Origin of the sequence: Stenotrophomonas veracruzanensis (assembly GCF_032911525.1) — a bacterium.
In the GTDB taxonomy this organism is placed as follows: Bacteria; Pseudomonadota; Gammaproteobacteria; order Xanthomonadales; family Xanthomonadaceae; genus Stenotrophomonas; species Stenotrophomonas africana.
Genome location: NZ_JAWJTI010000005.1, coordinates 153792 through 178842 on the forward strand (window position 1 = coordinate 153792; position 25051 = coordinate 178842).

Annotated in this window: 28 protein-coding genes; 20 read left to right on the forward strand and 8 right to left on the reverse strand. The window is 66.4% G+C overall.

The features are described from left to right. Positions 1–216: 216 nt before the first annotated feature. The 3 genes from R1H25_RS06515 (at position 217) to R1H25_RS06525 (ending at position 3174) form a co-directional block, all read left to right on the forward strand. Positions 217–753 (forward strand): hypothetical protein, encoded by a 537-nt coding sequence (locus R1H25_RS06515; protein ID WP_049455020.1) that lies wholly within the window; start codon positions 217–219, stop codon positions 751–753. Between the two features lie 57 nt (positions 754–810). Then, positions 811–1818: an XVIPCD domain-containing protein gene (locus tag R1H25_RS06520; protein ID WP_154349303.1), complete on the forward strand. Its 1008-nt coding sequence runs from the start codon at positions 811–813 to the stop codon at positions 1816–1818. Positions 1819–2283: 465 nt separating this feature from the next. Beyond that, positions 2284–3174 (forward strand): hypothetical protein, encoded by an 891-nt coding sequence (locus R1H25_RS06525; protein ID WP_317223088.1) that lies wholly within the window; start codon positions 2284–2286, stop codon positions 3172–3174. 53 nt (positions 3175–3227) lie between these two features. Here the strand turns inward: R1H25_RS06525 and R1H25_RS06530 are convergent, their stop codons facing one another. The 3 genes from R1H25_RS06530 to R1H25_RS06540 are packed head-to-tail and all read right to left on the reverse strand — an operon-like array spanning position 3228 to position 5918. Further along, positions 3228–4553: an XVIPCD domain-containing protein gene (locus R1H25_RS06530; RefSeq protein WP_317223089.1), complete on the reverse strand. Its 1326-nt coding sequence runs from the start codon at positions 4551–4553 to the stop codon at positions 3228–3230. After that, the gene (locus R1H25_RS06535; RefSeq protein WP_088479787.1) at positions 4550–5203 is read right to left on the reverse strand and encodes a hypothetical protein; all 654 of its coding nucleotides are present in this window, start codon (positions 5201–5203) and stop codon (positions 4550–4552) included. Before R1H25_RS06535 ends, R1H25_RS06530 begins: the two co-directional genes overlap by 4 nt. 43 nt (positions 5204–5246) lie before the next feature. After that, complete coding sequence (locus R1H25_RS06540; protein WP_317223090.1) at positions 5247–5918, reverse strand: hypothetical protein; 672 nt, start codon at positions 5916–5918, stop codon at positions 5247–5249. A gap of 260 nt (positions 5919–6178) precedes the next feature. Here R1H25_RS06540 and R1H25_RS06545 point away from each other — a divergent pair, with 260 nt between their 5' ends. Further along, entirely contained in the window at positions 6179–6685 is a 507-nt protein-coding gene (locus tag R1H25_RS06545) for an N-acetyltransferase (protein ID WP_317223091.1), read from the forward strand. Between the two features lie 126 nt (positions 6686–6811). On the opposite strand, the gene R1H25_RS06550 is transcribed toward R1H25_RS06545, so the two are convergent. Both R1H25_RS06550 and R1H25_RS06555 read right to left on the reverse strand, forming a co-directional pair. Further along, entirely contained in the window at positions 6812–7249 is a 438-nt protein-coding gene (locus R1H25_RS06550) for an acetyltransferase (protein ID WP_317223092.1), read from the reverse strand. A gap of 68 nt (positions 7250–7317) precedes the next feature. Next, complete coding sequence (locus R1H25_RS06555; protein WP_317223093.1) at positions 7318–8085, reverse strand: NAD(P)H-dependent oxidoreductase; 768 nt, start codon at positions 8083–8085, stop codon at positions 7318–7320. 78 nt (positions 8086–8163) lie between these two features. Here R1H25_RS06555 and R1H25_RS06560 point away from each other — a divergent pair, with 78 nt between their 5' ends. The 5 genes from R1H25_RS06560 to R1H25_RS06580 all read left to right on the forward strand — a co-directional run bounded on the left by R1H25_RS06560 (position 8164) and on the right by R1H25_RS06580 (position 12028). Beyond that, positions 8164–8523 (forward strand): helix-turn-helix domain-containing protein, encoded by a 360-nt coding sequence (locus R1H25_RS06560; protein ID WP_317223094.1) that lies wholly within the window; start codon positions 8164–8166, stop codon positions 8521–8523. A gap of 75 nt (positions 8524–8598) precedes the next feature. Next, positions 8599–9123, forward strand: a complete 525-nt coding sequence (gene tadA / locus R1H25_RS06565; RefSeq protein ID WP_057501871.1) for a tRNA adenosine(34) deaminase TadA — start codon at positions 8599–8601, stop codon at positions 9121–9123. A 75-nt stretch (positions 9124–9198) separates the two neighbouring features. Next, positions 9199–9771: an oligoribonuclease gene (orn, locus tag R1H25_RS06570; protein WP_043402905.1), complete on the forward strand. Its 573-nt coding sequence runs from the start codon at positions 9199–9201 to the stop codon at positions 9769–9771. A 125-nt stretch (positions 9772–9896) separates the two neighbouring features. Beyond that, a complete protein-coding gene (locus tag R1H25_RS06575; protein WP_317223095.1) occupies positions 9897–10772 on the forward strand; it encodes an EcsC family protein in 876 nt (291 codons plus the stop codon). Between the two features lie 140 nt (positions 10773–10912). After that, complete coding sequence (locus R1H25_RS06580; protein WP_317223096.1) at positions 10913–12028, forward strand: alkene reductase; 1116 nt, start codon at positions 10913–10915, stop codon at positions 12026–12028. 117 nt (positions 12029–12145) lie between these two features. Here R1H25_RS06580 and R1H25_RS06585 read toward each other — a convergent pair whose 3' ends face one another. Beyond that, positions 12146–13039: a mechanosensitive ion channel family protein gene (locus R1H25_RS06585; RefSeq protein ID WP_049444642.1), complete on the reverse strand. Its 894-nt coding sequence runs from the start codon at positions 13037–13039 to the stop codon at positions 12146–12148. Between the two features lie 154 nt (positions 13040–13193). Beyond that, entirely contained in the window at positions 13194–15572 is a 2379-nt protein-coding gene (gene ppsA / locus R1H25_RS06590) for a phosphoenolpyruvate synthase (RefSeq protein ID WP_317223097.1), read from the reverse strand. 144 nt (positions 15573–15716) lie between these two features. On the opposite strand from ppsA, the gene R1H25_RS06595 reads away from it, so the two are divergent. The 5 genes from R1H25_RS06595 to R1H25_RS06615 all read left to right on the forward strand — a co-directional run bounded on the left by R1H25_RS06595 (position 15717) and on the right by R1H25_RS06615 (position 20001). Then, a complete protein-coding gene (locus R1H25_RS06595) occupies positions 15717–16538 on the forward strand; it encodes a pyruvate, water dikinase regulatory protein (protein WP_049444639.1) in 822 nt (273 codons plus the stop codon). 168 nt (positions 16539–16706) lie between these two features. Next, positions 16707–17216 carry a DUF1249 domain-containing protein gene (locus R1H25_RS06600; RefSeq protein WP_049444638.1) on the forward strand — a complete coding sequence of 170 codons (510 nt, stop codon included), beginning with the start codon at positions 16707–16709 and terminating at the stop codon, positions 17214–17216. 42 nt (positions 17217–17258) lie between these two features. Beyond that, positions 17259–17747 carry an 8-oxo-dGTP diphosphatase gene (locus R1H25_RS06605; RefSeq protein ID WP_317223098.1) on the forward strand — a complete coding sequence of 163 codons (489 nt, stop codon included), beginning with the start codon at positions 17259–17261 and terminating at the stop codon, positions 17745–17747. A gap of 142 nt (positions 17748–17889) precedes the next feature. Then, entirely contained in the window at positions 17890–18519 is a 630-nt protein-coding gene (locus tag R1H25_RS06610; protein WP_317223099.1) for a DUF2239 family protein, read from the forward strand. 117 nt (positions 18520–18636) lie between these two features. Next, positions 18637–20001, forward strand: a complete 1365-nt coding sequence (locus R1H25_RS06615; RefSeq protein WP_317223100.1) for an MATE family efflux transporter — start codon at positions 18637–18639, stop codon at positions 19999–20001. A gap of 64 nt (positions 20002–20065) precedes the next feature. Here the strand turns inward: R1H25_RS06615 and R1H25_RS06620 are convergent, their stop codons facing one another. Then, entirely contained in the window at positions 20066–20716 is a 651-nt protein-coding gene (locus tag R1H25_RS06620) for a class I SAM-dependent methyltransferase (RefSeq protein WP_317223101.1), read from the reverse strand. A 344-nt stretch (positions 20717–21060) separates the two neighbouring features. Here R1H25_RS06620 and R1H25_RS06625 point away from each other — a divergent pair, with 344 nt between their 5' ends. From R1H25_RS06625 to R1H25_RS06650, 6 genes are all read left to right on the forward strand, one after another. Next, on the forward strand, positions 21061–21675 hold the full coding sequence (locus R1H25_RS06625) for a phosphatidylcholine/phosphatidylserine synthase (RefSeq protein ID WP_049444631.1): 615 nt from the start codon (positions 21061–21063) through the stop codon (positions 21673–21675). Positions 21676–21697: 22 nt separating this feature from the next. Further along, positions 21698–22774: a class III poly(R)-hydroxyalkanoic acid synthase subunit PhaE gene (gene phaE / locus R1H25_RS06630; protein WP_317223102.1), complete on the forward strand. Its 1077-nt coding sequence runs from the start codon at positions 21698–21700 to the stop codon at positions 22772–22774. Beyond that, entirely contained in the window at positions 22771–23838 is a 1068-nt protein-coding gene (gene phaC, locus R1H25_RS06635) for a class III poly(R)-hydroxyalkanoic acid synthase subunit PhaC (RefSeq protein ID WP_313123666.1), read from the forward strand. The genes phaE and phaC overlap by 4 nt, the downstream gene beginning before the upstream one ends. A 31-nt stretch (positions 23839–23869) precedes the next feature. After that, positions 23870–24238 (forward strand): YfeK family protein, encoded by a 369-nt coding sequence (locus tag R1H25_RS06640; RefSeq protein ID WP_317223103.1) that lies wholly within the window; start codon positions 23870–23872, stop codon positions 24236–24238. Between the two features lie 64 nt (positions 24239–24302). Then, the gene (locus R1H25_RS06645) at positions 24303–24506 is read left to right on the forward strand and encodes a PspC domain-containing protein (RefSeq protein WP_010484929.1); all 204 of its coding nucleotides are present in this window, start codon (positions 24303–24305) and stop codon (positions 24504–24506) included. Beyond that, positions 24503–24955: a hypothetical protein gene (locus R1H25_RS06650; RefSeq protein WP_317223104.1), complete on the forward strand. Its 453-nt coding sequence runs from the start codon at positions 24503–24505 to the stop codon at positions 24953–24955. The genes R1H25_RS06645 and R1H25_RS06650 overlap by 4 nt, the downstream gene beginning before the upstream one ends. Positions 24956–25051 lie beyond the last annotated feature (96 nt).

A 25051-nucleotide genomic window follows, 5' to 3' on the forward strand; every position in this document is an offset into this window, starting at 1 on the left:
CAAAATTCCGGCGCATCGGTGCCATCGAACGCAGGAGCTTTTCCGTCCATGAGGACGCTGACGACCCGCGGTGCGGGTGACGCACACCCACAACACCACCGCCGCAGGGCCGGGGCTATCATCCGCTCTGGCGGACACCAGGGCCTGCGGCGCATTGTGCGGTGTCCCGGCCGGCGCACGGGTACTGGCAAGACGGGATTGAAGGAGTGGCAGCGGATGCAGAAGGGGAGCGGCACGAACATGGACAATGCGTTGGCGTTCGTGCCGTCCGGCGCGAACCTGCTGGAAGCCGTGCGCGGTGATCTGACCGGCAATGGCATCGACGACCAGTTGCTGGTGATCGATCAGCCCGCCCCCGATGGCCTGGTGCCGGGCGAGCACGGTCCCAACCGGGTGCTGTTGTTGCTGCTGGGCGATGCTGCCGGCCGATGGCAGCTGGCGGCGCGCAACGACAAGCTGGTGCCATGCTCTACCCGCGGCGGCATTGCCGGTGATCCCTTCGCCTACGTGACGATCGAGGATGGCGCGTTCAGCGTGATCACCAACGGCGGCAGCCGCGAGCGATGGAGCAGCACCTATACGTTCCGCTACGCGCCGTCCGAGCAGGTCTGTTGGGTCCATGGCGTGCAGCGCAGGGTGGTCGACACCGAGACCGAGGCAACCCACACCCGTGACTTCTCGGCGGCCGAGCTGGGCAGGGTACGGTTTGAGGACTTTGACCCGTCCGTGGTTGCCGACGTGAGCTTGCCTTGAGTGCCGCGCCTGTGAGGAGGCAGGAGGACCCCACGATGATCGAGCAGGAGTTTGACCGTGTCGCAGGATAGAGAGTCGCAATTGTTGCGACAGGCCACGGAGGCCGGCATCACCTCGTCCCGGGAACTGGCCAACTTCATGGCGCAGGCCGGGCACGAGTCGCGTGGCCTGAGCCGGCTCAATGAGAGCTTCAACTTCACCCGGGGCATCTCGCAGATCCCGGTCGAGGCCGCGTGGCGTAATGGCAATGGTGCGCTGGAGAGTGCCCGCCAAGAGGCGTTGCGCGGTCGCCCGGAGAACCTGGCCGAGCTGATGTACGGCGGGCGGATGGGCAATGACGCACCGGGCGACGCGCTGAAGTATCACGGCCGCGGCTATCTGCCGCTGGTCGGCAAGGAGAACTACGAGCGTGCCGGCAAGGCGCTGGACCTGGACCTTGTGAACCATCCGGAACTGGCTGCGCAGCCCGAGCACGCCGGCCGCATCGCGGTCTGGCAATGGCAGACACGCGTGCCGGAGGCGGCACGCGAGGATGTGCGCGAGGCCACGCGTGCGATCAATGGCGCACTCAATGGCATCGAGGCCCGCCAGCAGCGCTTCGAGGTCTGGCAGCAGAAGCTGACGCCGGACGTGATGGCGCGGCTGGATAGGGGCGAAGTCGGGGCGCCGGCGCAGCAGGCCGGTGCACGGGACATGTCGCAGCCGGGCGAGCCGGGACACGTCCTGTTCCAGGACGCACGCCAACACCTGCAGCAGATGGGGCCGCAGAGCGGGCTGCGCAGTGCGCAGGAACTGGACAATGCGGCCGGCGCACTGGCGCTGAGCGCACAGAAGGCGGGGATGTCGCGCATTGACCATCTGCTGGCGGGCAACGACGGACGCACGTTGTTTGCAGTGCAGGGCACGTTGGGTGATCCGGCGATGCTGCGCGCGTCCATAGACAGGGAACAGGCCGCCCAGCAGCCGTTGGCGCAAAGCAGCCAGCAGGTGGCGGCCAGTGTTTCGCAACAGGATCAGGCAGCTTCGGTTGCCCGTGAGCAGGAGCAGCGCTCGCGCTCAATATGATTCAAGGGGGCGCTTGCGGGGTGGAGGCCCGCAGGCGCTGGACGCACGACGCGTGGCGCTTATCGGCGCCGATAGGGAAACCCAACGTAAGGACACCACATGCGAACCGTACTTCCAGTGTTCCGGCACGCCGTTGCCAGCTTCACGTCTGTCCGGCCGAGCCCGTCGCCGGTCTGGCTCCTGTCATTGAGTCTGGCGGCCTTATTGGCGCAGGCCCAGGACGCGCCACCACCGCTGCCGGAGGCTCCGCCGTTGAAGGAGCTGGCAGCAGCGCCTGCGTTGGCCGCACCGACGGTGGTTGATGCCGCCGGAGTGCCGGATGCACCGGCTCCGGTGGCTCAGGCGTCGGCGATGCGCTCTCCTGCACCCGCTGCGGCGCAGGAACCGGCCCCTGCATCCGAGCCAACCCAGACCCAAGCGGCAGCGCCCACGTCCGCGCCGTCTGCGGCGCCCGAATCACCCGCCGTGGTGGGCACCCCCCATCCGCCGACGCCTCCCGCACTCGCCATCGTGCCGTTGCCGCCGGAACAGGCCACCGAGCGCGCGCTCGGCGCCCGCTGCCCGGTGGATCTGGCCGGTCGCCTGGCGGCCCAGGGCGACCTGCTGATCGGTGCCTGCGAGGGGCAGATGCCGGCGCACCTGGCGGCCGTGCTGGTGGCACTTCCCGAGCAGGACATTCACCTGCCGCGCAGCTGGCGCGAGCGTGAGGTGCGCCAGAAGGTGTGGTTCAAGGCGGTGCCGGGCTTTGGCCAGCGTCCGGACTTCATTGCGCGGATGGGGGATATCTGGGTGCGTTCGCTGGAGGGCCGTGACGCCGAAAGCACGTTCTATCTGGTCTCGGCGCCTTTCCTCTGCAGCAATCCGGCGGCCGGGACCACAGTGCAGGTGCAGGAGCCGGTGCGCCTGCCGGCCGGTGAGTGCCGCGAAGCTTACATCGCTCAGCGCGTATACCAGGTGCGCGGCGATGCCGCGCCGAGGGAGGTAACGGCCGAGGTCATGCCGGCCATGCCACCGTTGACGGAAGCCGATCGTGCGCGTCAGCTGGCTCGCGAAGGCAGGATCACGCTGGATCACAGCAAGCTGCAGTACGGCCCGGCCATGCGCTGGTTCGTGCAATATCCGGAGACAGCCCAGAAGGGCGGTCCACGCGCGTTCAGTGATTGGAGCCGTGAGCACCTGGCCTTCGTGGTGTGGACCGGGAATCGCTTCGAGCTGCGCGAAAAGATATCGCGCAGCCAGTGGCCCTGCGACCCGGTGGCGCCGGGGGATCGCGCTTGTGGCGGCTTCCCGGATTCCGGACCGGATCTGTTCGTGACGGCCGGAACATCCGTGCCGATGGCAGCCTCCAGCCCCTGAGCTGGAGTGTCGAGGTAAATCGGGAGCCGGGGTGACCGGCTCCCGCACCGTCATCAGGCCTGCATGCTGCGGGTCTGATGCTGTTGCTGTTCCAGTTGCTGGTCGCGCTCCAGCGCAACGCGCTGACCGGCGGCCTGCTGGTCGATGCGCTGGCTGCTCTGCTCCAGTGGGGTGTTCATCGCCACTGCCGTATCCACCGACACGCGAAGGTGGGCGGGGTCGCCACCCTGGCCCTGCACAGCGAAGCTGCGCGAGGCATCGGCATTCATGACCACGTCGTCGATGCGCTTGCCGCCTGCAGCGTGCATCTCCGCCGCCAAGCTGCCCGCCAGCTGCGTGCTCATCACATCCGGCACGCGACCGACCCGCACGTCCTGTGCGTGCACGCCGCGGATCGCGTCGTTGAACAGCGGGTTGCCCAGATGGTTGGCGTCGTCCATGCGCAGCATGCTGGTGTGATGGCCGTTCTTCTCCGCCTCGCGGCGTGCCGGCTCACCGGGCTGCAGCGGGCCACGGATGTGGTCGTACAGATCGATGGCGCCGCCGGGAATACCGCGCGCTGCACGGGTAACGCCACGGCGCAGTGACTCTACGTCGTCGCGGTACTCCTCGATCATCTTGGCGTTGTCTTTGGCCAGCTTCTGCGTTTCCGGGTGTTGCAGCACCGAGCCGTCGCCGAGGAAATTGCCCAGCTTGTGCGCGCCGAAGGAGCTGCCTGCTGCGACGAGCGGGCTGTCCGGGATAAGGACGCGCATCGGGTGATTGCTGAAGCCGTTTGCGGCGAGTGTCTTGATCTCATCCGGCTTGGCGTAGATGCGCACCTGGCCAAAGTGCGGCGAGGCAGCGCTGACCGGATCGGACGCCATGACGTGGTTGATCATGGTGTTTCCGCCTTCCGGGATGCGGTAGCTGAGGCTGACCGCGCCATAGGCGTTGAAGGTCTCGCCCTTGACGTTGAAGTGGTGCGAGGTGATCTGGGCCAGGGCGCCGCCGAGGGAATGGCCAGTGACGGTGACTTCGGGTGCGCGGCCTCCAAATGCAGCTTCCTGCTTCGCGTAGTCCAGCGCGCTCTTGGTCAAAGCGATGGCATCGGGGGCCTGCACGTTGGTGCGGGCGACGACCATGCCGCCGTCGGTCAGAATGGCATCACGAGCTATCTGCTCGGTCCCGCGATGAGCGACCACGATCTCATTGGTGTCGGCTCGCTGATAAACCGTGCCTTGGTAACCATTGAGCCGATTATTGACGTGATCGAGAATCTTGTATTCATGCCCATTGATCGTGACGAGCTCTTCTTCCCCCGGACGCCTCCGACCGACAGCGCGATCCTTGTAGGCATCGTCGGAAAGCGCCGCATAATCCTGCGTGCTGATGGTCATTGGGTGACCTCGCTGGCGCTGAGACTCATCGTGAACAACTTGCCCTGAAGTTCAGCAACGTAGTCAGCCGGATCCGCCTTGCCGGTGGCTGGGTAGTTGGCAGCAAGCGGTGCGCGCGGATAGGCCGCGTCCGGATAGTAAAGCGTGTGGGTCTTACCGTCGGTCAGTGGATCGGCCTTGACGAAGGTCAGGAAGCGGGTCTCTTCTTCAGCGCCCGTTGCCTTCAGCATCGCGCCTGCACCGGTGAACTCCCACTTGCAGACACCGCGACCGTAGTAGTCCTCATCCAGCATGCGATCCACATACAGCGTGCCGCGGTACTCGCCATCAGCGACCTTGCGCAGCTCCACCGGCTCCTGGCTGGTGATGCGTGCAGCCGTGCCGGTGGCCGGCTCGATGTGGCCGCACTGGTCTTCGTTGGTGACGTCGTACTGGGCCACGCCTTCGACCACAGCGAAATCGCCGGGGGCGTCCTTCAGGCGCAGCACCAGTTCATACGCCTTGCGCGGGCTGGGGTTGAGCTTGGCGAGGCCACGCCCACCCTGGGCGACATCGGCTTCAGCAGCGGCACGTTCCTGGTTCATGGCGGTCTCCGGATGGCAGGCGGTCAATAGAAGCAGAGCAAGGCACGGGATCATCTTGTGGCGCAATGTCGGCCTCCTTGGGGGGAGAGGTAAATGTGACACTGGCAGTTCATGGCACAAGCTTCTGCACAGTGGTGGTGGTTGAGAACAGCGCATTGCGCAGATCGGCGCGATAGCTGGAAGGATCTTCCTCGCCGCTCGCACCATATCCGGTGATCTCTTCGATTCGGGGGTAGTCGGCGCGTGGGTAGTACCGCGTCAACGGGCTCCCCGCGTCCATGTGCTCCCTGTCGACGAACGTCAGGAATCGCGTATCCGCCTCGCCGTTCGTAGCACGCAACATCGCACCGACACCCGTAAGCGTCCAATGGCAGGCGCCACGCCCGTAGTAGTCCTCGTCCTGCATGCGGTCGAGGTAGAACGTGCCGCGGTATTCGTTTTCGCCGACCCGGTGCAGCGTGACGGGTTCCTGGCTGGTGATGCGGCCCGCGGTACCCGTCGCAGGCAGGATCCGACCACAATCTGCGTAGTTGCTGACGTCGTACTGGGCCACGCCCTCAACGATCGCGAACGGCCCCGGCGCGTCCCTCAGTGTCAGCACCAGCTCATAGGCCTGCTTCGGTGCGTGATTGAGCTTGGCCAGGCCGCGTCCACCCGCGGCGACATCGCGCTCTGCTTGTGCGTAAGGCGAGCACGCCGCCAGTGCCAACAACAGGGCCGCCGGCAGCCAGCATCGTGCGCTGCGCAATGGTGTTGTCGTGCTCAAGGCGTGTTCCTGCATCGTGCATCCATGTCCATATATCCTTCCCTGGTGACAGGTTTCCCGATTATGGAGTGCTCAGGAAACCCGGCGCCACCCGATAGCGGGCATGAGTGCCAAAAGTTTGACGCATTCAGGATTGGGCGATGTCGCGGAAGCGCTTGCGGCACAACCGATCTGCCGGCATCGGAACGACTGCGCACTGCGTTCGATATTCTGCAGCCATTCTGTGACATTGATCCTCAATTCACGCGACCATCACTCAGCTGAAGTCTTCCACCATGAGCTACACAATCCGCCCGGAAGCCGCTGCCGATCATGCCGCGATCCATGCGCTCACAGAAGCTGCATTCCGCCAAGCCCCGCACAGCAGCCATACCGAGCAGTTCATCGTCGACGCCCTGCGCGCCCGTGGGGAGCTGAGCGTTTCGCTGGTGGCCGAGATGGACGGCAAGGTGATCGGCCATGTGGCGGTGTCGCCGGTGACGATCAGCGATGGCAGCATGGGCTGGTTCGGCCTGGGTCCGATTTCGGTATTGCCCGCGTGGCAGGGGCAGGGCATCGGTGCGGTCCTGATGCGCGCCGCACTCGAAGCACTGCGTCAGCAGGGTGCGCATGGCTGCGTGGTGCTGGGTGAGCCGGCCTATTACGGTCGTTTCGGCTTCCGCGCCGAGTCGGGCCTGGTGCTGCCGGGTGTGCCGGCGGAGTACTTCCAGGCGCTGTGCCTGCGGCCGCCGATGGCGCAGGGCGAGGTGAGCTATTCCATGGCCTTCGAAGCCACCGCCTGAGCATGCGGAAGATCAGGGCGCACGCCAGACGGTGGGCTCGGGTTGCGGCTTCGGAATGCGGTAGCCGCCGATATGTTCAAGTGAACTGACGGCGTCACGTCCGCACGTGGCTCCTACCGAGGGATGTCAGCCGTTGTACCGGAGGTGGATCAGCGGATACGGACGTCCCTGCGAATCCAGCGGCGAGCGACCGGTTTCGACGAAACCCATGCGCAGGTAGAAGCCCACTGCCTGCGCGTTCTGTGCATTGACGTCGGTGCTCAGCTGCGGATGCAGGGACAGTGCGTGCTGCAGAAGTTGGCGACCAATCCCGGTGCCACGCACGTCCGGATCGATGAACAGTGCTTCCATGTGCGTGCCATCGATCAGCATGAAGCCCAGCGGCCGATCCTGCGCATCGACAGCAACGGTCAACGGCGCGTGCGGCAGGAAACCGGCGACTTCGGCATCGATCGCCTGGCGGTCCTCAGTGCTGAGGAAGTCGTGGGTGGCGTCGACGGCGCGGCGCCAGAGGTCGACAAGGGCGACGCCGTCGTCGGCGCGCGAGGGGCGCAGGGTGGTCATATGTTCACCAAGGTGCTTGACAGGAATGCGCAGTATGGAGATTTCCGGCCGCGCCTGCAGGTGCGGGTTCATCCCGCGTTGCGATGGCGGATGAAGGGACTGTAGGCAGTGGCTTGCGCGCGAAGGACCACGCCATCCTCGAAGTCACCGCTGTCGTTGAAGGGCACGGTCGGCCACTGCCGCCAATGCGTCAGTCGCTCGCGGTAGGAAAGGGTGGCTGCAACCAGCGCTTCGTCGTGGGCCTGTACGCGTTCCGCCGCAAGCCCTGATCGCACGCCGTGCACCACATGCGGCTCCATCACCTCGAAGCCGACGTAGCGCAGGCTGTACATCAACGGCCACAGCAACAGCCGGGTATCGCCTTCGCGGCCATCGACCGCGCACGCCCGTGCCGACGAACCGGTTGTCACGCTCAGCAACGCACGCTTGCCCTGCATCACGCCATGTTCGTGGCGCTGACGGCTGTTGTACATCGGCCCATAGACCATCACGCGGTCCAGCCAACCCTTGAGGATGGCCGGCGCCGTGAACCACCACAGTGGGAATTGCAGGATCACCAGATCCGCAGCCCGCAGCAGGTGCAGGTGACGTTGCACATCGGCGGGCAGCTGGTCGTGTTCGGCGCTGTAGCGTTGTTCGCGCTGGGCATCGAAGCGTTCGGGCTGCAGGCGCCGTGGATGGTGCCAGACCGCTTCCAGCGGATCGAAGCCTTCCGCATACAGGTCGGCCACGTCCACCTGCAGGTTCTCATGCCGCAGCTGCTCGGCGGCCTGCGCGGCCAAGTGGGCGTTGAAGGAGCGGGGTTCGGGATGGGCAAGCAGGATCAGGGCGCGCATGGGGCGAGGTGTTCGAGGAGTGTGCGACCATCCTCGCGGCGCCGGCGTGCACCGGCAATTACGCACCGTGAGGTAACCATGGCCTTTCCCGGAGATGTCTATGCCGCCGACTGCTCGGCGCGCGATGCGCTGGCGCTGATCTCCGGCAAGTGGGTGATGCTGCTGTTGCCGGCATTGGCGCAGGGCCCGCAACGCAACGGTGCGCTGCTGCGGAAGATCGAAGGCATCTCGCAGAAGGTGTTGACCCAGACCCTGCGGCAGCTGGAGCGCAATGGCCTGGTCGAGCGGTGTGAGCTGGGCAGCAAGCCATTGCATGTGGAATACCGGCTGACCGATGTCGCACGTGGACTGGTTGACACGCTGTCCGCTCTGGATCGTTGGGCCGAGCACAACTTCCCGGCGCTGGATGCCGCCCGCGAGCGCTTCGACGCGCGCTAGCGGCGCCTGCACGGCCGCGGGCGTACAATGCGGCCCCGGCGGCCATCCTGGCCCTGTACTCACGCGAGAACCGCCATGACCGATGCCCTGGGTGTGCCGGTGCACGACACCGATGAACGCTGGATGCGCCACGCGCTGGCGCTGGCCGAGCGCGCGCAGCGCGAGTTCGACGAAATTCCGGTGGGCGCCGTGCTGGTGGGGGCAGATGGGCAGCTGCTGGGCGAGGGTTGGAACCTCAACATCGCCTCGCACGACCCCAGCGCACACGCCGAGATCGTGGCCATGCGGGCCGGCGGAAAGTTGCTGGCCAATCATCGCCTGCTTGGCAGCACGCTCTATGTGACCCTGGAGCCATGTGCGATGTGTGCAATGGCAATCGTGCATGCACGTGTCTCGCGCCTGGTCTACGGCGCCAGCGACCCCAAGACCGGTGCCTGCGGTAGCGTGTTCGACCTCATTGGCGACGCCCGTCACAACCACCGCGTCGAGATTCACGGCGGGGTGCTGGCCAAGGAAGCCAGTACGCGCCTGACCAATTATTTCCGCGCCAAGCGTGGCAAGCCGCCGCTGTTGCTGGAAGACCACGCCGGCGAGGGCTGAGGGGCGAAAGGGTATGATGGGCGCCTCTTTCCCTTACCGGTAGGCCGCGCGCCTGCCCAGCAACGAGGCGACACAATGGCGGACACCGGCGCGGCCAACGAGCGACTGATCTGGATCGATCTGGAAATGACCGGGTTGGATACCGATAACGATTCGATCATCGAGATCGCCACGGTGGTGACCGATGCCCAGCTCAATGTGCTGGCCGAGGGCCCGGAATTCGCCATCCATCACCCGCTGGAAACGCTGGAAGCGATGGACGAGTGGAACCGCAACCAGCACCGCCGTTCGGGCCTGTGGCAGCGCGTGGTGGACAGCACCACCACGCTGGCCCAGGCCGAGGCGCAGACCGTAAACTTCCTGGCGCAGTGGATCCCGGCTGGCCTGTCGCCGATGTGCGGCAACTCGATCTGCCAGGACCGTCGCTTCCTGCACCGCCAGATGCCGCGTCTGGAGAAGTACTTCCACTACCGCAACCTGGACGTGTCCACGGTGAAGGAACTGGCCAAGCGCTGGGCGCCGACCGTGGCTGCCGGCGTCGGCAAGAACAGCAACCACACCGCACTGAGCGATGTGCACGATTCGATCGCCGAGCTGCGCCATTACCGCCAGTTCATGGGCGCGCTTTCGGGGCTTTCGACGCCTTGATCGGTAGTGCCGGCCGATGGCCGGCAAGGCGCCGGGGTCGGATCCTTTTCCTGCGGCAAGGGCTCTGACCCTTCTGTCGTGCCCCGCGACGAACCGTTCAACTCCCTGGCGCTAAGATCGGCGCCATGAATGAGCCCATCCTGCTCCCCCGTGACATTGCCCACGACGCCCGCGACTGGTCCGACCTGCAGCGGGCGGTGGCCCTGCTGGAAGCGCCGACCCTGACCGCGCGCATGGCTAATCTGGTCGGCACGCCGCTGGAGTTCGCGGTGAAGGCGCTGCCCAGCTCGGTCTCCAACCGCATCCACGGTGCGGTGCAGGCAGCGCTGAGCAAATCGGCGCAGGCCGCGCTGTGGAGCATGGACAACACCCCCGGCAAGGGGGCGTCCACCCGCTGGCACAAACTGGCGGCGGCCACCTCGGGCGCGGTCGGCGGGGCGTTTGGTTTCGCAGCCTTGTTCATCGAACTGCCGGTGTCGACCACCATCATGATGCGTGCGGTGGCCGACGTGGCCCGCAGCGAGGGCTTCGACCTGTCCGAGTTCAGCACCCGCCAGGCCTGCCTGGAGGTGTTCGCGCTGGGCGGCAACTCGCCGCGCGATGATGCCAGCGAGACCGGCTACTACCTGGCCCGCGGCTTCACCACCGACGTGATGCGCCACCTGTCCGCCGAGCTGGCCGGGCGGGTGGTGACCGGCCGCGACCTGACCCTGGGCGTGGCGCCGAAGGAAGCTGGCAAGCTGCTGGCGAAGATGGTGGAAAAGGTAGCGGCGCGCTTCGGCGTAGTGGTTACCGAGAAATTCGCCGCGCAGGCGGTGCCGATCGTCGGTGCGGCCGCGGGTGCAACACTGAATACCATGTTCACCGATTACTACCAGGACATGGCGCGCGGCCACTTCATCGTGCGTCGGCTGGAGCTCAAGTACGGGGAAGACGTGGTGCGCAGCTGCTATGACCGCGTGGCGCATGGCGCGGCCAAGATCGAGCCAAGGCTGGAGTAGCGCCACGCCACGCGTGGATGAGCCCTTGTACCGGGTGATCCTTGCCTTGGGGGAACAATTGTTTTGCCAGTGCATGCCTGTTGCGTGGCGGCCGGTATCCCCATCCTTTGCGACACTCCCCCCCGCAAGAGATTGTCGCCATGTTGTTCACCCCCCACCGCCTGGGCGCGCTGACGCTGCCCAACCGTATCGTGATGCCGCCGATGACCCGCTCGCGTGCGGCTGCCGGCAATGTCGCCACTGCACAGATGGCCGAGTACTACGCCCAGCGCGCCGGTGCCGGCCTGATCGTCAGTGAGGGCACCCAGATCAGCCCGCAGGGGCAGGGCTACGCCTGGACCCCGGGCATCCACAGCGAAGCGCAGGTGCAGGGCTGGCGTAGGGTCACCGATGCCGTGCACGCGGCCGGTGGGCGCATCTATGCCCAGCTCTGGCACGTGGGCCGGGTGTCCCATGTGGCATTGCAGCCGGGCGGTGCGGTCCCGGTGTCTGCCTCGGCATTGCTGGCCGAAGGCGTGAAGGTATTCGTCGACCCGACTGGGGCGGGCCCCGAAGCCGGTGTGGGCGAGATGATCCAGCATTCGATGCCGCGCGCGCTGCGCGAGGACGAGATTCCGGGCATCGTCGCCGATTACGCGCAGGCTGCGCGCAATGCGCTGGCCGCAGGATTTGATGGCGTGGAACTGCACGGCGCCAACGGCTACCTGATCAACCAGTTCATCGACTCACAGGCCAACCAGCGCACCGATCGTTACGGTGGTTCGCTGCAGAACCGTCTGCGCTTCCTGCGCGAGGTCGTGCAGGCGGTGGTCGCGGTAGCCGGTGGTGATCGCGTGGGCGTGCGCCTGGCGCCGCTGACCACGCTGCAGGGTGCGGTGGACGATACGCCGCAGGCGACCTATCTGGCGGCAGCGCACCTGCTCGGTGAGATGGGGGTGGGCTACCTGCACATCGCCGAGGCCGACTGGGACGATGCACCACCGATGCCGGTGGCATTCAAGCAGGCGCTGCGCATGGTCTACCCGGGCACGCTGATCTACGCCGGCAAGTACACCGCCGAGCGCGCCGAGCAGGCACTGGCCGAAGGCTGGGCTGACCTGATCGGCTTCGGTCGCCCCTTCATCGCCAACCCCGACCTGCCGGAGCGCCTGCGCCAGGGGGCGGAACTGAATCCGCCGGATCGGGCGACGTTCTTTGGCGGCGGTGCGGTTGGGTTTACCGATTACCCGACGCTGGAAGAGAGCGTCGCGGCCTGATCCTGGAGGCTGCCGGCCAGCGGCCGTCACTACCAGGGTGCCGGCCGCTGGCCGGCATTTCAATGTCGTATCGCCGATGGGTGGGTGCCGACCGTTGGTCGCCACTACCGGCATGGATCAGGGCTTGTCGCGTACCAGCGCGTCAGCTTCTACCACCCCACCATCCTTGCCATGCAGGTACAGGTGCATGTCCTGCTGCGGGTACGGGATGTTGATGCCCGCCTTGTCATAGCCCAGCTTCAGCTGCTCCAGCAGTGTGACCTTGGTGCCGAACCAGTCGGCCGACTTCACGTAGCAGCGGATGCCCAGGTTGATTGCATGCGCACCCAGCTCGTACACCACCACGTCCGGTGCTGGCGTCTGCAGCACGCGTGGGTCGGCCTTCATCAGTGCGAGCGCGGTATCGCGTGCCAGCTGGATGTTGTCCTCGTAGCCGATGCCGATCACCAGTTCGACGCGGCGCGTCGGCTCGGCGGTCAGGTTGATGATCGGCGCGGCGGTGATCAGCGTGTTCGGAATGGTGGTGTGCTGGTTGTCGGCACCGGTCAGAACGGTCTGGAAGATGCGCACTTCGCGCACGGTGCCGGTCTGCCCGGCCACGGTGACCACATCGCCCACGCGGAACGGTCGCAGCGTCACCAGCATCACGCCCGAGGCGATGTTGGACAGCGAATCCTTCAATGCCAGGCCAACAGCGAGGCCAGCGGTGCCGAGCACGGCCAGCAGCGGGGTGATCTGCACGCCCAGCGTCCCAATGGCCAGCACCACCACGATCACCAGCGATGCGGCATAGACCACGTTGCGCAGGAAGCTGCCGAGCATCGGGTCCACACCCATGCGCGCCGTAGCGCGCGGCATCGCGTTGGACAGGCGTCGTGCCACCCACAGGCCCACAAGCAGCACCACGATCGCGGCCAGCAACGGTACGCCATAGGTTTCCAGCAGGCGTTCCCAGTCGAGTGAATGGAGCCAAGGGGTTGCGGCGGGGGCGGGCGTTGCGGCGGCGATCATGCGGGAGTTCCTTTGCTGCTGCGGGACGGGCGCGAGGTGCGCGTGGCGTGTGCGGACGCCAGAAACAGCAAGCCCCGCAGAGGCGGGGCTTGCGTGCAGCAGCAGTATCAGCTGACGTCGATGAACATGACGTCAGCCTGCGGCCATCATGGCATCAGCCGTTGGCCTTCAGCTTGGCCAGGCGCAGCCAGGTATCGACCACGGTGTCCGGGTTCAGCGACACCGACTCGATGCCTTCCTGCATCAGCCATTCGGCCAGATCCGGATGATCGGACGGGCCCTGGCCGCAGATGCCAACGTACTTGCCCTTGGCACGTGCTGCCTTGATCGCCATCGACAGCAGCTTCTTCACCGCCGGGTTACGCTCGTCGAACAGGTGCGCGACGATCGACGAGTCGCGGTCCAGGCCCAGGCTCAGCTGGGTCAGGTCGTTGGAGCCGATCGAGAAGCCGTCGAAGATCTCCAGGAACTCATCGGCGAGCAGTGCGTTGGAGGGCACTTCGCACATCATGATGATCTTCAGGCCGTTCTCGCCCTGCTTCAGGCCATTCTGTTCCAGCACCTCGACGACCTTGCGGCCTTCTTCCAGGGTGCGCACGAACGGAATCATGACCCACAGGTTGTCCAGGCCCATTTCGTTGCGCACGCGCAGCACGGCCTTGCACTCCAGCGCGAAGGCGGCCGAGAAGCTCGGGTCGACGTAACGGCTGGCGCCGCGGAAGCCGATCATCGGGTTCTCTTCGTGCGGCTCGTAGTTGCTGCCGCCGATCAGGTTGGCGTACTCGTTGGACTTGAAATCCGACAGGCGCACGATCACCGGATTCGGCGCGACCGAAGCAGTGAGGGTGGCGATGCCTTCGGCCAGTCGGTCGACGTAGAAGCTGACCGGATCACCGTAGCCGGCGATCTTCTCATCGATCTTCTTCCTGGTCGCCGCGTCCTGGCGGTCGTATTCCAGCAGCGCGTTCGGGTGGATGCCGATGTGGCTGGCGATGATCATTTCCAGGCGGGCCAGGCCGATGCCGGCGTTCGGCAGCTGGCCGAAGTCGAAGGCACGTTCCGGGTTGGCCACGTTCATCATGATCTTCAGCGGCGCCGGCGGCATGTTGCCCAGATCAGTGGTGGTGCGCTCGAAGCCGAGCTTGCCTTCGTAGATGAAGCCGGTATCGCCTTCCGCGCAGCTGACGGTGACCAGCTGGCCATCTTCGATGACCTTGGTGGCGTTGCCCGAACCGACCACGGCCGGCACGCCCAGCTCGCGCGCGATGATCGCGGCGTGGCAGGTACGGCCGCCACGGTTGGTGACGATGGCCGAGGCGCGCTTCATCACCGGCTCCCAATCGGGATCGGTCATGTCGGCGATCAGCACGTCGCCCGGCTGCACGCGGTTCATGTCGTCCAGCGTCTTCACCACGCGGGCAACACCCGAGCCGATCTTGGCGCCGACGGCACGGCCTTCGGCCAGCACGTTGCCGCCCTTTTCGGTCAGCGCGAAGCGCTCGATCTGGGTGGCGTGGCTGCGCGACTTCACCGTTTCCGGGCGCGCCTGCACGATGAACAGCTTGCCGCTGACACCGTCCTTGGCCCACTCGATGTCCATCGGGCGGCCGTAGTGCTTCTCGATGACCAGCGCCTGCTTGGACAGCTCCTGCACGTCCTCGTCGCTGATCGAGAAGGTGTTGCGCAGTTCGGCCGGGGTATCTTCGATCCTGACGCGCTCACCCGGGACATCCGAGTACACCATGCGGATCGCTTTGCTGCCGAGCGAGCGGCGCAGGATCGCCGGCTTGCCGGCCTGCAGGGTGGGCTTGTAGACGTAGTACTCGTCGGGGTTGACCGCGCCCTGCACGACCATTTCGCCCAGGCCGAAGGACGAGGTGACGAACACCACGTCACGGAAGCCGGACTCGGTGTCCAGGGTGAACAGCACGCCGGAGGAACCGACGCCCGAACGCACCATCAGCTGCACGCCGGCGGACAGGAACACGTCCTCATGCTTGAAGCCGTGGTGCACGCGGTAGGCGATGGCGCGGTCGTTGTACAGCGAGGCGAACACTTCCTTGACCTTGTGCACGACATCGTCGGCACCGGTGACGTTGAGGAAGGTTTCCTGCTGGCCGGCGAAGGAGGCATCGGGCAGATCCTCGGCGGTGGCCGACGAACGCACGGCCACGGCCACGTCGCCGCCACCATTTTCGGCGCTCAGCTTTGCGTAGGCAGTGCGGATGTCCTGGTCCAACTGCGGCTGCAGCGGAGCATCGATGACCCAGCCGCGGATTTCCTTGCCCGCTGCGGTCAGCGCGTTGACGTCTTCGACGTCCAGCGTGGCCAGCTTGTCGAAGATGCGCTTGGACAGTTCGTTGTGCGCGATGAAGTCCTTGAAGGCTTCAGCGGTGGTGGCATAACCGCCCGGCACCGAAACGCCCAGACCGGCCAAGTTGCCGATCATCTCGCCCAGGGACGAATTCTTGCCGCCTACGCGGGCCAGATCGGCCAGACGCAGTTCGTGCAACCACAGGATGTTCTCGTTCAAGCGCGATGCTCCGTTTGGCCATCGCCCGAGGCGGGCTGAGTGGCCGCGTCCGTAGGAAGAAGCCGATATGATGCCGGGCAGAGCACCGTCGGCACAAGCTTGTGCTGACGGCCTTTTTAAGCTTCGTAGGGGGTAAAAGCGCGCATGTCGACCATCCGTCCGGTGTTCTACGTTTCCGATGGAACCGGTATCACCGCTGAAACCATTGGGCATAGCCTGCTGACCCAGTTCTCCGGATTCAGCTTCATTACCGACCGCATGTCGTTTGTCGACGACCCCGAAAAAGCGCGTGAAGCCTGCGCTCGGATCCAGGCGGCGGGGGAGCGGTACCAGGTCCGGCCGATCGTGGTGAACTCCTGCGTGGACCAGAGCCTGAGCCTGATCCTGGCCGACAGCGGGGCGCTGATGCTGGACGTGTTCGCACCTTTCATCGAGCCGCTGGAGCGTGAACTGGCCAGCCCGCGCCTTGCCCGGGTTGGCCAGGCCCACGGCATGGTGGACTTCGACACCTACCACCGCCGCATCAATGCGATGAACTTCGCCCTGACCCATGACGACGGCATCGCGGTGAATTACGACGATGCCGACGTGATCCTGGTAGCGGTTTCGCGCGCCGGCAAAACGCCCACCTGCATCTACCTGGCCCTGCATTACGGGGTGCGCGCGGCCAATTACCCGCTGACCGATGAGGATCTGGAAAGCGACCGCCTGCCGCCGCGCCTGCGTGCCTACCGGCGCAAGCTGTTCGGCCTGACCATCGACCCGGACCGCCTGCAGCAGATCCGCCAGGAGCGCCGCCCGAACTCGCGCTACGCCAACCTGGACACCTGCAAGCGGGAGGTGGCCGCGGCCGAGGTGATGTTCCAGATGGAGCGGATTCCGACCCTGAGCACCACCCACACCTCGATCGAGGAGATTTCCAGCAAGGTGCTGGCCACGTTGGGGCTGCAGCGCGAGCTGTATTGATCCGTGCGCCACGACCAACGGTCGTGGCCTACCTCAGGGGCGATGACCCTCCTGCGCGGGGGCATCGACCCTCCTGCACGGTGGGTATCGACCGTTGGTCGATACCGAGCCCCTTTGGTCGGGGTGATCCCGCCCCCACGTTGAAGCACCAACGTGTAGGATCGACCCATGGCCCGAGCCTTGCCCCGCACCGAACGCATTCCCCGCCTGAGCCGGTTGAGCTGGCTCATGGGCCTGTACGCGGAAAACTACCGCCACCTGGTGCGCCTGTTCGAACCGGCCGGACTGGTGGCGGGCAGCTACATCTCCTCGATCGGCGACGGCCTGGATGTTCGCCTGGACGTGATCGAGTGCCATCGCTACACGGTGGAACTGCGCCTGACCTACGACCTGGCCGACCCGGTCACCGGCGAGCCGGATCCGTCAGCCTATGTGCGCCTGTACCGTGACGCGCGCCAGGCCGAGACCACCCACTGCTACGTGGGCCGTCGCTGGCAGGACACCATGGGCCTGTACCCGCCGCCGGCGGAGCTGATCAGCCACCGCATGCGGATGAATACCTTCCTCGGCAAGTGGCTGGAATATCTGGCCGAGCGCGGCCACGGTGTGGCCACCCTGCGCCGCGATCCCGATGGCGCCGGTGCGGCTGCGGAGCGCCGCCTGTCGCTGGTGCGCTGATCGGCCATAATCCACGGCTGACCTGCCGCTGGATGCTGCCCCATGCCGTATACCCCGATCGTCGCCACCCTGGGCTACGTGCTGTCGCCCGATCGTCGCCAGGTGCTGATGATCCACCGCAACACCCGGCCCGGTGACCACCACCTGGGCAAGTACAACGGGCTGGGCGGCAAGATCGAACCGACCGAAGACGTCGCGGCAGGCATGCGCCGCGAAATCGCCGAGGAAGCCGGCATCGACTGCACCAGCATGCGCCTGCGCGGCACCATCAGCTGGCCGGGTTTCGGCAAGCACGGCGAAGACTGGCTGGGCTTCGTGTTCGTCATCGATGGATTCGAGGGCACTCCACATGGTGGCAACCACGAAGGCACGCTGGAGTGGGTGGACCTGGACAAGCTGGACACGCTGCCGATGTGGGAGGGCGACCGCAACTTCCTGCCGCTGGTGTTCGACGCCGATCCGCGCCCGTTCCACGGCGTGATGCCGTACAAGGATGGCCGCATGGTGAGCTGGTCCTACAGCCGGCTGTGACTCCGGGGATCTGGTGGGTGCCTACTATTCGGGTGGGTGCCAACCTTGGTTGGCACGCCCTTCTGGTCGATTAATACCCGGGCAATATTGACGGGATTAAATTACCCGGGCAATATTGCGCATCGCCTCTGATGTCAGTGCCATGCCTGCGTCCCGACTCCCTCCCTTCAGTTGCTTCGACGGCCATCGCCTGGTCGCTTCCGGTACCCCGGAAGTGGCTGCGCTGGCGCTGAAACAGCTGCGCGTCGGCAACGCTGCCGGTCCGCTGCTCGTGTTCGACAACGCTACCGGCCGCACCCGTGATTTCGATACGCGCGGCAGCGACGCAGAACTGCTGGCATGGGTGGCGGAGGCGTTTCCATCGGCCGTGGAAGCGGACGCCGGAATCGCTCGCGAAGACGCACCTGTTGCCCCGCGCGGCCGCGGCCGCCCCAAGCTGGGCGTGGTCGCCCGCGAAGTGACGTTGCTGCCGCGCCACTGGGCATGGCTGGCAGAACAGCCGGGTGGAGCCTCCGTGGTTCTGCGCAGGCTGGTGGAGGCGGCTAGCCGTGCCGGTGCGGACAAGGACCGGCAGCGCCGCCACAGCGAGCGTGCCTATCACTTCCTGCAGACCATCGCCGGTGACCTGCCGGGTTTCGAGGAAGCGATCCGTGTCCTGTTCGCGCACGACCGGGCGGGCCTGGAAATGGCGCTGCGCAGCTGGCCAGAGGATGTGCGCGATCACGCCCTGCGCCTGGCTTTCGATGATTCTTCGGGCCACGCCGACAGCTGAGCCATCGAGCCGTCGTTGAGCGGCGGCGCCACCTGATCGCGGGCTACCGCCCGCTCCCCTGTGCTTGCTTTGCTGGCGGGAACGCCGGGCAGGGCAGCGCCTTGCCCAGAGAACCCCATGGACACCCCCGCACATCCCATCCCCCCGGTCGCGCCACCCCTCTGGCGCACCTATCTGACTCTGCTGCTGCCGATGCTGCTGACCAACGCATTGCAGTTGGCCGCAGGCACGCTGGACAACATCTACCTCGGCCATCTGCTGGGTACGCAGGCGGTGGCCGCCGCCGCGGCGTTCTTCCCTGTCTTCTTCCTGCTGCTGGCCCTGGTAATGGGCTTGGCGACCGGCGCGATGGTGCTGATAGGCCAGGCCTGGGGCGCGGGCCGGCCGCAACAGGCTCGCGCGGTGGCCGGCAGTGCGGTGGCACTGATTCTGCTGTTGTCAGTGCTGGTGATGGCGGTGGGCGGCGGTTTCGCGCCACAGCTGCTGGCGGCACTGGGCACGCCAGCGCAGATCCTCGGCGAATCCATCGTCTACGCCCGTGTTCTTCTGCTGGCGGCACCGGCGTTCTTCCTGCTGTGGCTGGCCACCGCGGTGAGCCGTGCGGTGGGCGACCCGAAGACACCGCTGCATGCGCTGCTGCTGGCCACGGTGGTTGGCCTGCTGTGCACGCCGCTGCTGATCCTGGGCTGGGCCGGCCTGCCACGGCTGGGCTCGGCCAGTGCGGCAGTCTCGGCGGCGCTCGCCTCGCTGCTGGCCCTGGCCTGGCTGATGTGGCGGTGGCAGCGGATGGGGCACCCGCTGGCACCGGGGCATGAGTTGCTGCAAGCCATCCGCTTCGATGGAGCGCTCATCCGTTCGATGCTGCGCATCGGCGTACCGTCTTCGCTGCAGATGCTCAGCCTGGCCATTGCCGAAATCGTGTTGCTGGGCTGGATCAATCGCCACGGATATACCGCCACGGCCGCCTACGGTGCGGTCAACCAGTTGATGAGCTGGGTGCAGCTGCCGGCGATGTCGCTGGGTATTACCGCCACCATCCTCGCGGCGCATGCGATGGGTGCGGGGCGTGGGGCACGACTGCCGGCCATCGCACGCACTGGTGTGCTGCTTGGACTGGCGATATTGAGCGGGGTGGTGGTGCTGGTTGTGGCGCTGGCGCCCTGGCTGACCGGGCTGATCCTGGCGGCCGCAGAGGCGCGCGAACTGGCCACGCAGCAGTTGTGCACGGTGGTGTGGGGCGTGCTGGCGATGGGAGGCAGTGCGGTACTGGTCGGAGTGATGCGCGGCAGTGGCACGGTATTGCTGCCAGCGCTGCTGGGCATGGCGGCGGTACTGCTGCTGGAGCTGCCGCTGGCGATGTGGCTGCAATCCAGGCACGGTCTGGCCGGGCTGTGGTGGGCGTGGCCGCTGGGGCTGCTGGCCATGCTGGTGATGCAGGTGTTCTGTTTCGCGCATTGGCGCCGCCGCGTGCAGGCCGGGTAGTGCCGGCCGCTGGCCGGCAATCCGCAATGGCCGGTGCAGCCGGCCAGCGGCCGGCTCTACCACTTCAGCGCCGATGTGCCAGCAGCAGGTGGAAGTGCTTTTCGCGGGTCTGGCCGTCATTGCCGGCCGTGGATTCCCGGTGGCTGCGCCAGGCCGATACGCGGAAGCCCGACACACGCAGGGCAAGCTCCACCGCGTCCAGCTCATGCAGCTGGAAGTCGGCGGCAAATGGCAGGCTGCGCATGAAGCTGGCATCACCAAAGGCCAGGCACAGGCGGCCACCCCGGCGCAGTACCCGCGCCAGCTCGTCCAGCACCGGGGCCAGGTTCGGCCAGAAGTACAGGGTGTTGACCGCCAGCGCGGCATCCATCGCGGCATCGGCGACCGGCAGCGCATGGGCGTCGCCATGTCGCATGGCCGCACGCTCGGCCAACCCGGCGCTTGCCAGCCGCTGGTTGCCGGCCTCGACCATGGCGGTGGACAGCTCGATGCCCAGATAGTGGCTGCCGGCGGCCTGCAGCATCAGCGGTGCGAAGGCCGCATTGCCCGGGCCGACTTCCAGGATCCGTTCGCCAGCGCCAACGGCCAGCAGCCCGATCGCGGCCAGGTTGAGTGCGCCGTTGCTGCGGTTCATGGAGTCGGCGACCGCCAGTGCGGCCTCGCCATGGGGCTGTCGCAGCTGTGCGGCCAGGGTGGGAGCATCCAGCATCATCATCGTCCGTTGCAGAGTTTCGGACGTGGCGGCGGCGGGTCCGCCGGTGACCATAGCGCCGACCTTGTGGCTTGGGAAGTAGGGAAACCCCGCTCCAGGGTGATGAGGAAATGTCCACCGTCGCAGTCGGTGAGATCTGGTTGTCCACAGGGGGTGTGGATTACGCGTGGGCAACTTTGTGGATAAGCCGCGACAGGCGCCACCCCCCTAGGCTGTCAAGATGGGTGGCGAAAAATTCACCGCAGGTGAGGGTGGGTGAGGGAGCGGTGAAGAATCAGTCCCGTCGGCGCTGTCGCCGGCGGTGGCGCTCGCGGTAACCTGTGGGCCTTGATGCTCCGTGAGACTCCATGAAACGTCACTTCTCGATGCTGCGCGAATTCCAGCTGGCCGACTGGTTCACCCTGGCCAATGCGTTCTGCGGCACCGGTGCGGTGTTTGCCGCGATGCGCTTCCTGCAGGACGGCGAGCGTGGCTACCTGCTGTTCGGCATGGCACTGATCCCGCTGGCCTTCATCTTCGACGCCCTCGACGGGCGCATCGCGCGCTGGCGCAAGTCCAGTTCCACCCTGGGCCGCGAGCTGGATTCGCTGTCAGACGTGATCTCCTTCGGCGTGGCCCCGGCGGCGCTGGCGTATGCCTGCGGCATGCAGGGCGGCTGGGACTGGCTGGTGCTGAGCTACTTCGTCTGCTGCGGTGTCAGCCGCCTGGCGCGCTACAACGTCACCGCCGAGGCACTGGCCGGCGACGAGGGCAAGGTCACGTATTTCGAAGGCACCCCAATCCCGACCAGCCTGGTGCTGGTGATCGTGCTGGCGATCGCTGCCGGCACCGGCGCCATCGGTCGGGACATCTGGTTCGGCCAGTGGCAGATCGGTCCGTGGCAGCTGCATCCGATGGTGCTGTTGTTCGCCCTGTCCGGGTCGCTGATGATCAGCAAGACCCTGCGAATCCCCAAGCCATGAGCCAGCCCTGCGGAGGCCTGCGATGACCAGTTCGGCCCATGATGCCGGCAGCAGCGATTTCGAGACACTGGCCCGGCAGTATTTCGGCGCCTGGGGCGATGCCCTGCGCCATGCGACCACGCCCGGTGCGCCGGCTGGCGACGACCCCGGCAGCTGGAAGCGGCTGTTCGATTGGTGGGGTCAACTGCTGCCCGAACAGGGGCAGGGCGCGCCGGAAGATGCGGTGCGCCGTTTCCGCGAACAGGCGGGTAGCTGGTACGGCACCATGCAGGAGGTCGCTGCGCGTTTCGCCGGCCGCGACGCCAGCAGTGCCGATGTGGCCCAGGCCTGGCGCGAGGCGGTGCAGGGGCAGGGCGACGGCATGCTGCAGTGGATGCTGCAAGGCGCTCGTGGCAGCACCCAGGCCGGCGCGGCCGTGCCCGAATTCGCTGCATGGCTGCAGCAGTTCCAGCTGCAGGCCGGCCCGTGGCTGCAGAGCCCGGCGTTCGGCCCCGGCCGCGAGCACCAGGCGCGCTGGCAGGCACTGCTGCGGGCGCAGGAGGAGTACCAGCAGCATTCGCGCGCCTATGTCGATCAGATCAAGCAGGCGCTGGACGAGGCCTTCGCGCTGTTCGAGCAGCGCCTCGCCGAGCACGAGCAGCCCGGTAGCCAGTTGACCAGCGCCCGCGCGATGTTCGACCTGTGGATCGAAGTGGCCGAGGAGGCCTACGCCAAGGTCGCCATGTCCGAGCCGTTCCAGCAGGTCTATGCCGCGCTGGGCAACGCACAGATGCGCTTGCGCGCCGGCTTGCAGCGCGAGGTGGAACAGATGAGTGAACGTATCGGCCTGCCGACCCGCAGCGAGATGGATGCCGCGCACCGCCGCATCGCCGAGTTGGAGCGCAGCCTGCGTCGCCTGCAGGCACAGGTGGTGGCCATGGCCGGTACGGGTAACGTCGATCCGGTGGCACAGCCGGCGCCGGCGAAGGTGAAGCCGGTCGCGCGCAAGGCCGCGAAGAAGGCCGCGCCGGTAAAGAAGGCGGTTGCGAAAAAGGCGCCTGCGAAAAGGGCTGCACCAAAGGCAGCGCCCCGTACTTCCACGCGGACGCGTGACCGATGAAAGGACCGCTGGGCTTCAACGCCGATGACCTGATGCAGGAAACCCTGGCCATGCAGCGCAAGCTGATGGAAGGGCTGAAGCTGCTGCCGCAGGTGGAAGACGTGGACTATGGCGTCACCGCCCGCGAGGAAGTCTGGCGCGACGGCAAGGTGGTGCTGTACCGCTTCGTCGGCGAACAGGCACCGACCCGGCGCACGCCGTTGCTGATCGTCTACGCGCTGGTCAACCGGCCGTACATGGTCGACCTGCAGGCCGATCGCTCACTGGTGCAGAAGCTGCTGGCGCTGGGGCAGGACGTCTACGTGCTGGACTGGGGTTACCCGGATCGCTCGGAGCGCTTCCAGACCCTGGAGGACTATCTGCTGCGCTACATCGATGGCGCGGTCGATGCGCTGCGCGCGCGCAGCGGCGGCCCGGTCGACCTGCTGGGCATCTGCCAGGGCGGCGTGTTCGCGCTGTGCTACGCCGCGTTGCGCCGGCAGAAGCTGGGCAAGCTGATCACCATGGTCACCCCTGTCGATTTCCAGACTGCCGACAACATGCTCTCGCACTGGGCGCGGCAGGTGGACGTCGACCTGCTGGTTGACACGCTGGGCAACATCCCGGCTGACCTGATGAATGCCAGTTACCTGATGCTCAAGCCGTTCCGCCTGAACGTGCAGAAGTACGTGGGCCTGCTCGACATCCTTGATGACAAGGCGGCGCTGGAGGATTTCCTGCGCATGGAGAAGTGGATCTTTGATTCGCCGGATCTGGCGGGCGAGGCGTTCCGCGACTTCATCAAGCAGTTCTACCAGGGCAACGGGTTGATGAACGGCACGGTGCGGATCGGCGAGGAGGCGGTGGATCTGTCGCAGGTGACCCTGCCGGTGCTGAACATCTACGCCGAGCAGGACCATCTTGTGCCGCCGGATGCCTCGCGCGCGATGCGCGGGCGTTTGGGCACGGACGACTACACCGAGTCCAGTTTCCGCGGTGGCCATATTGGTATCTACGTGTCCGGCCGCGCGCAGCGCGAAGTGCCGGCCACGATCGATGGCTGGCTGAAGGCGCGCGACCTGTAGAGTCGAGCCATGCTCGACTGACTTGGGGGTGATGATGTACCGGACTTTGTTGATTCTTGCGGCACTGCTGGCAGCGCCACTTGCCCAGGCCGCGCCCAGTGCGGATGCGCAGCGCGAGATCGCCCAGCTGATCGCCAGCCTGGACGGCTCCCAGTGCCGCTTCCAGCGCAATGGCAGCTGGTACGACGGCAGTGATGCGCGCGCGCATCTGCAGCGCAAGTACGACTACCTGCTGAAGAAGGACATGGTGGACAGCGCCGAGCAGTTCATCGAGCGCGCCGCCAGCCAGAGCAGCATGAGTGGCAAACCCTATCGCATCCAGTGTCCGGGACAGCCTGAACAGACCGCAGCCGCCTGGTTTGGTGCGCGCCTGCAGGCGCTGCGTCACCGCACGCCGTAGACATGGGGGCGGTGTAGAGTCGAACCATGCTCGACCGCTTTTTCCCGTAGCCAGGAGAACCGCCATGAACACCACGCCGCGCACGCTGTCGCGTTCATTGAACGACCGCATGATTGCCGGCGTGATGGGCGGCATCGCCCACCGCTTCGGCTGGAACCCCACGCTGGTGCGGATCGTGTTCGTGCTGGTCTCGATCGGTTCGGCGGCCTTCCCCGGCATCCTGGTCTACCTGATCCTGTGGCTGCTGATGCCGAACGAGGCGGATTGAACACCGCCGCTCGACCATGGCCGCTCTGGCTGCGTGCGCTGCAGATGCTGGGCGCGGCATGGACGTCACCCAATTCCCTGCTCGGCGTGATCGGCGGCCTGGCCGGCATGCTCAGCGGCGCAACAGTGCGCTGGAGCGGCCGTGACTGTGCGCTGGTGTTCGACCGCTGGCCGTGGGGACCGGGTGGGGCGATCACGCTGGGCAATGTGATCCTGCACACCGGCCATGACCTGGGCATCTCCTGCCGCACCTATGCGCACCAGGCCGGGTGGGGCGTGGAGCCGCTGATCCGGCTGGATGATCACGAACGCGCACACGTGTACCAGTACATGGTGCTGGGGCCGCTGTACCTGCCGGTGTACCTGCTGTGCGGCGGGGTGAGTGCGCGCAATCCGTTCGAGCGGGCGGCCGATCATTTCGCCCGGTTCGGGCGTGGCTGGTGGCCGTAGTTCCCAGCCAACGGCGCAGCCCCTCGTGGCTTGGTCGCGGAATGCGGTTCATGTGATTGGGCCGGGGGGGGGGGGGGGGGGGGGGGGGGGGGGGGG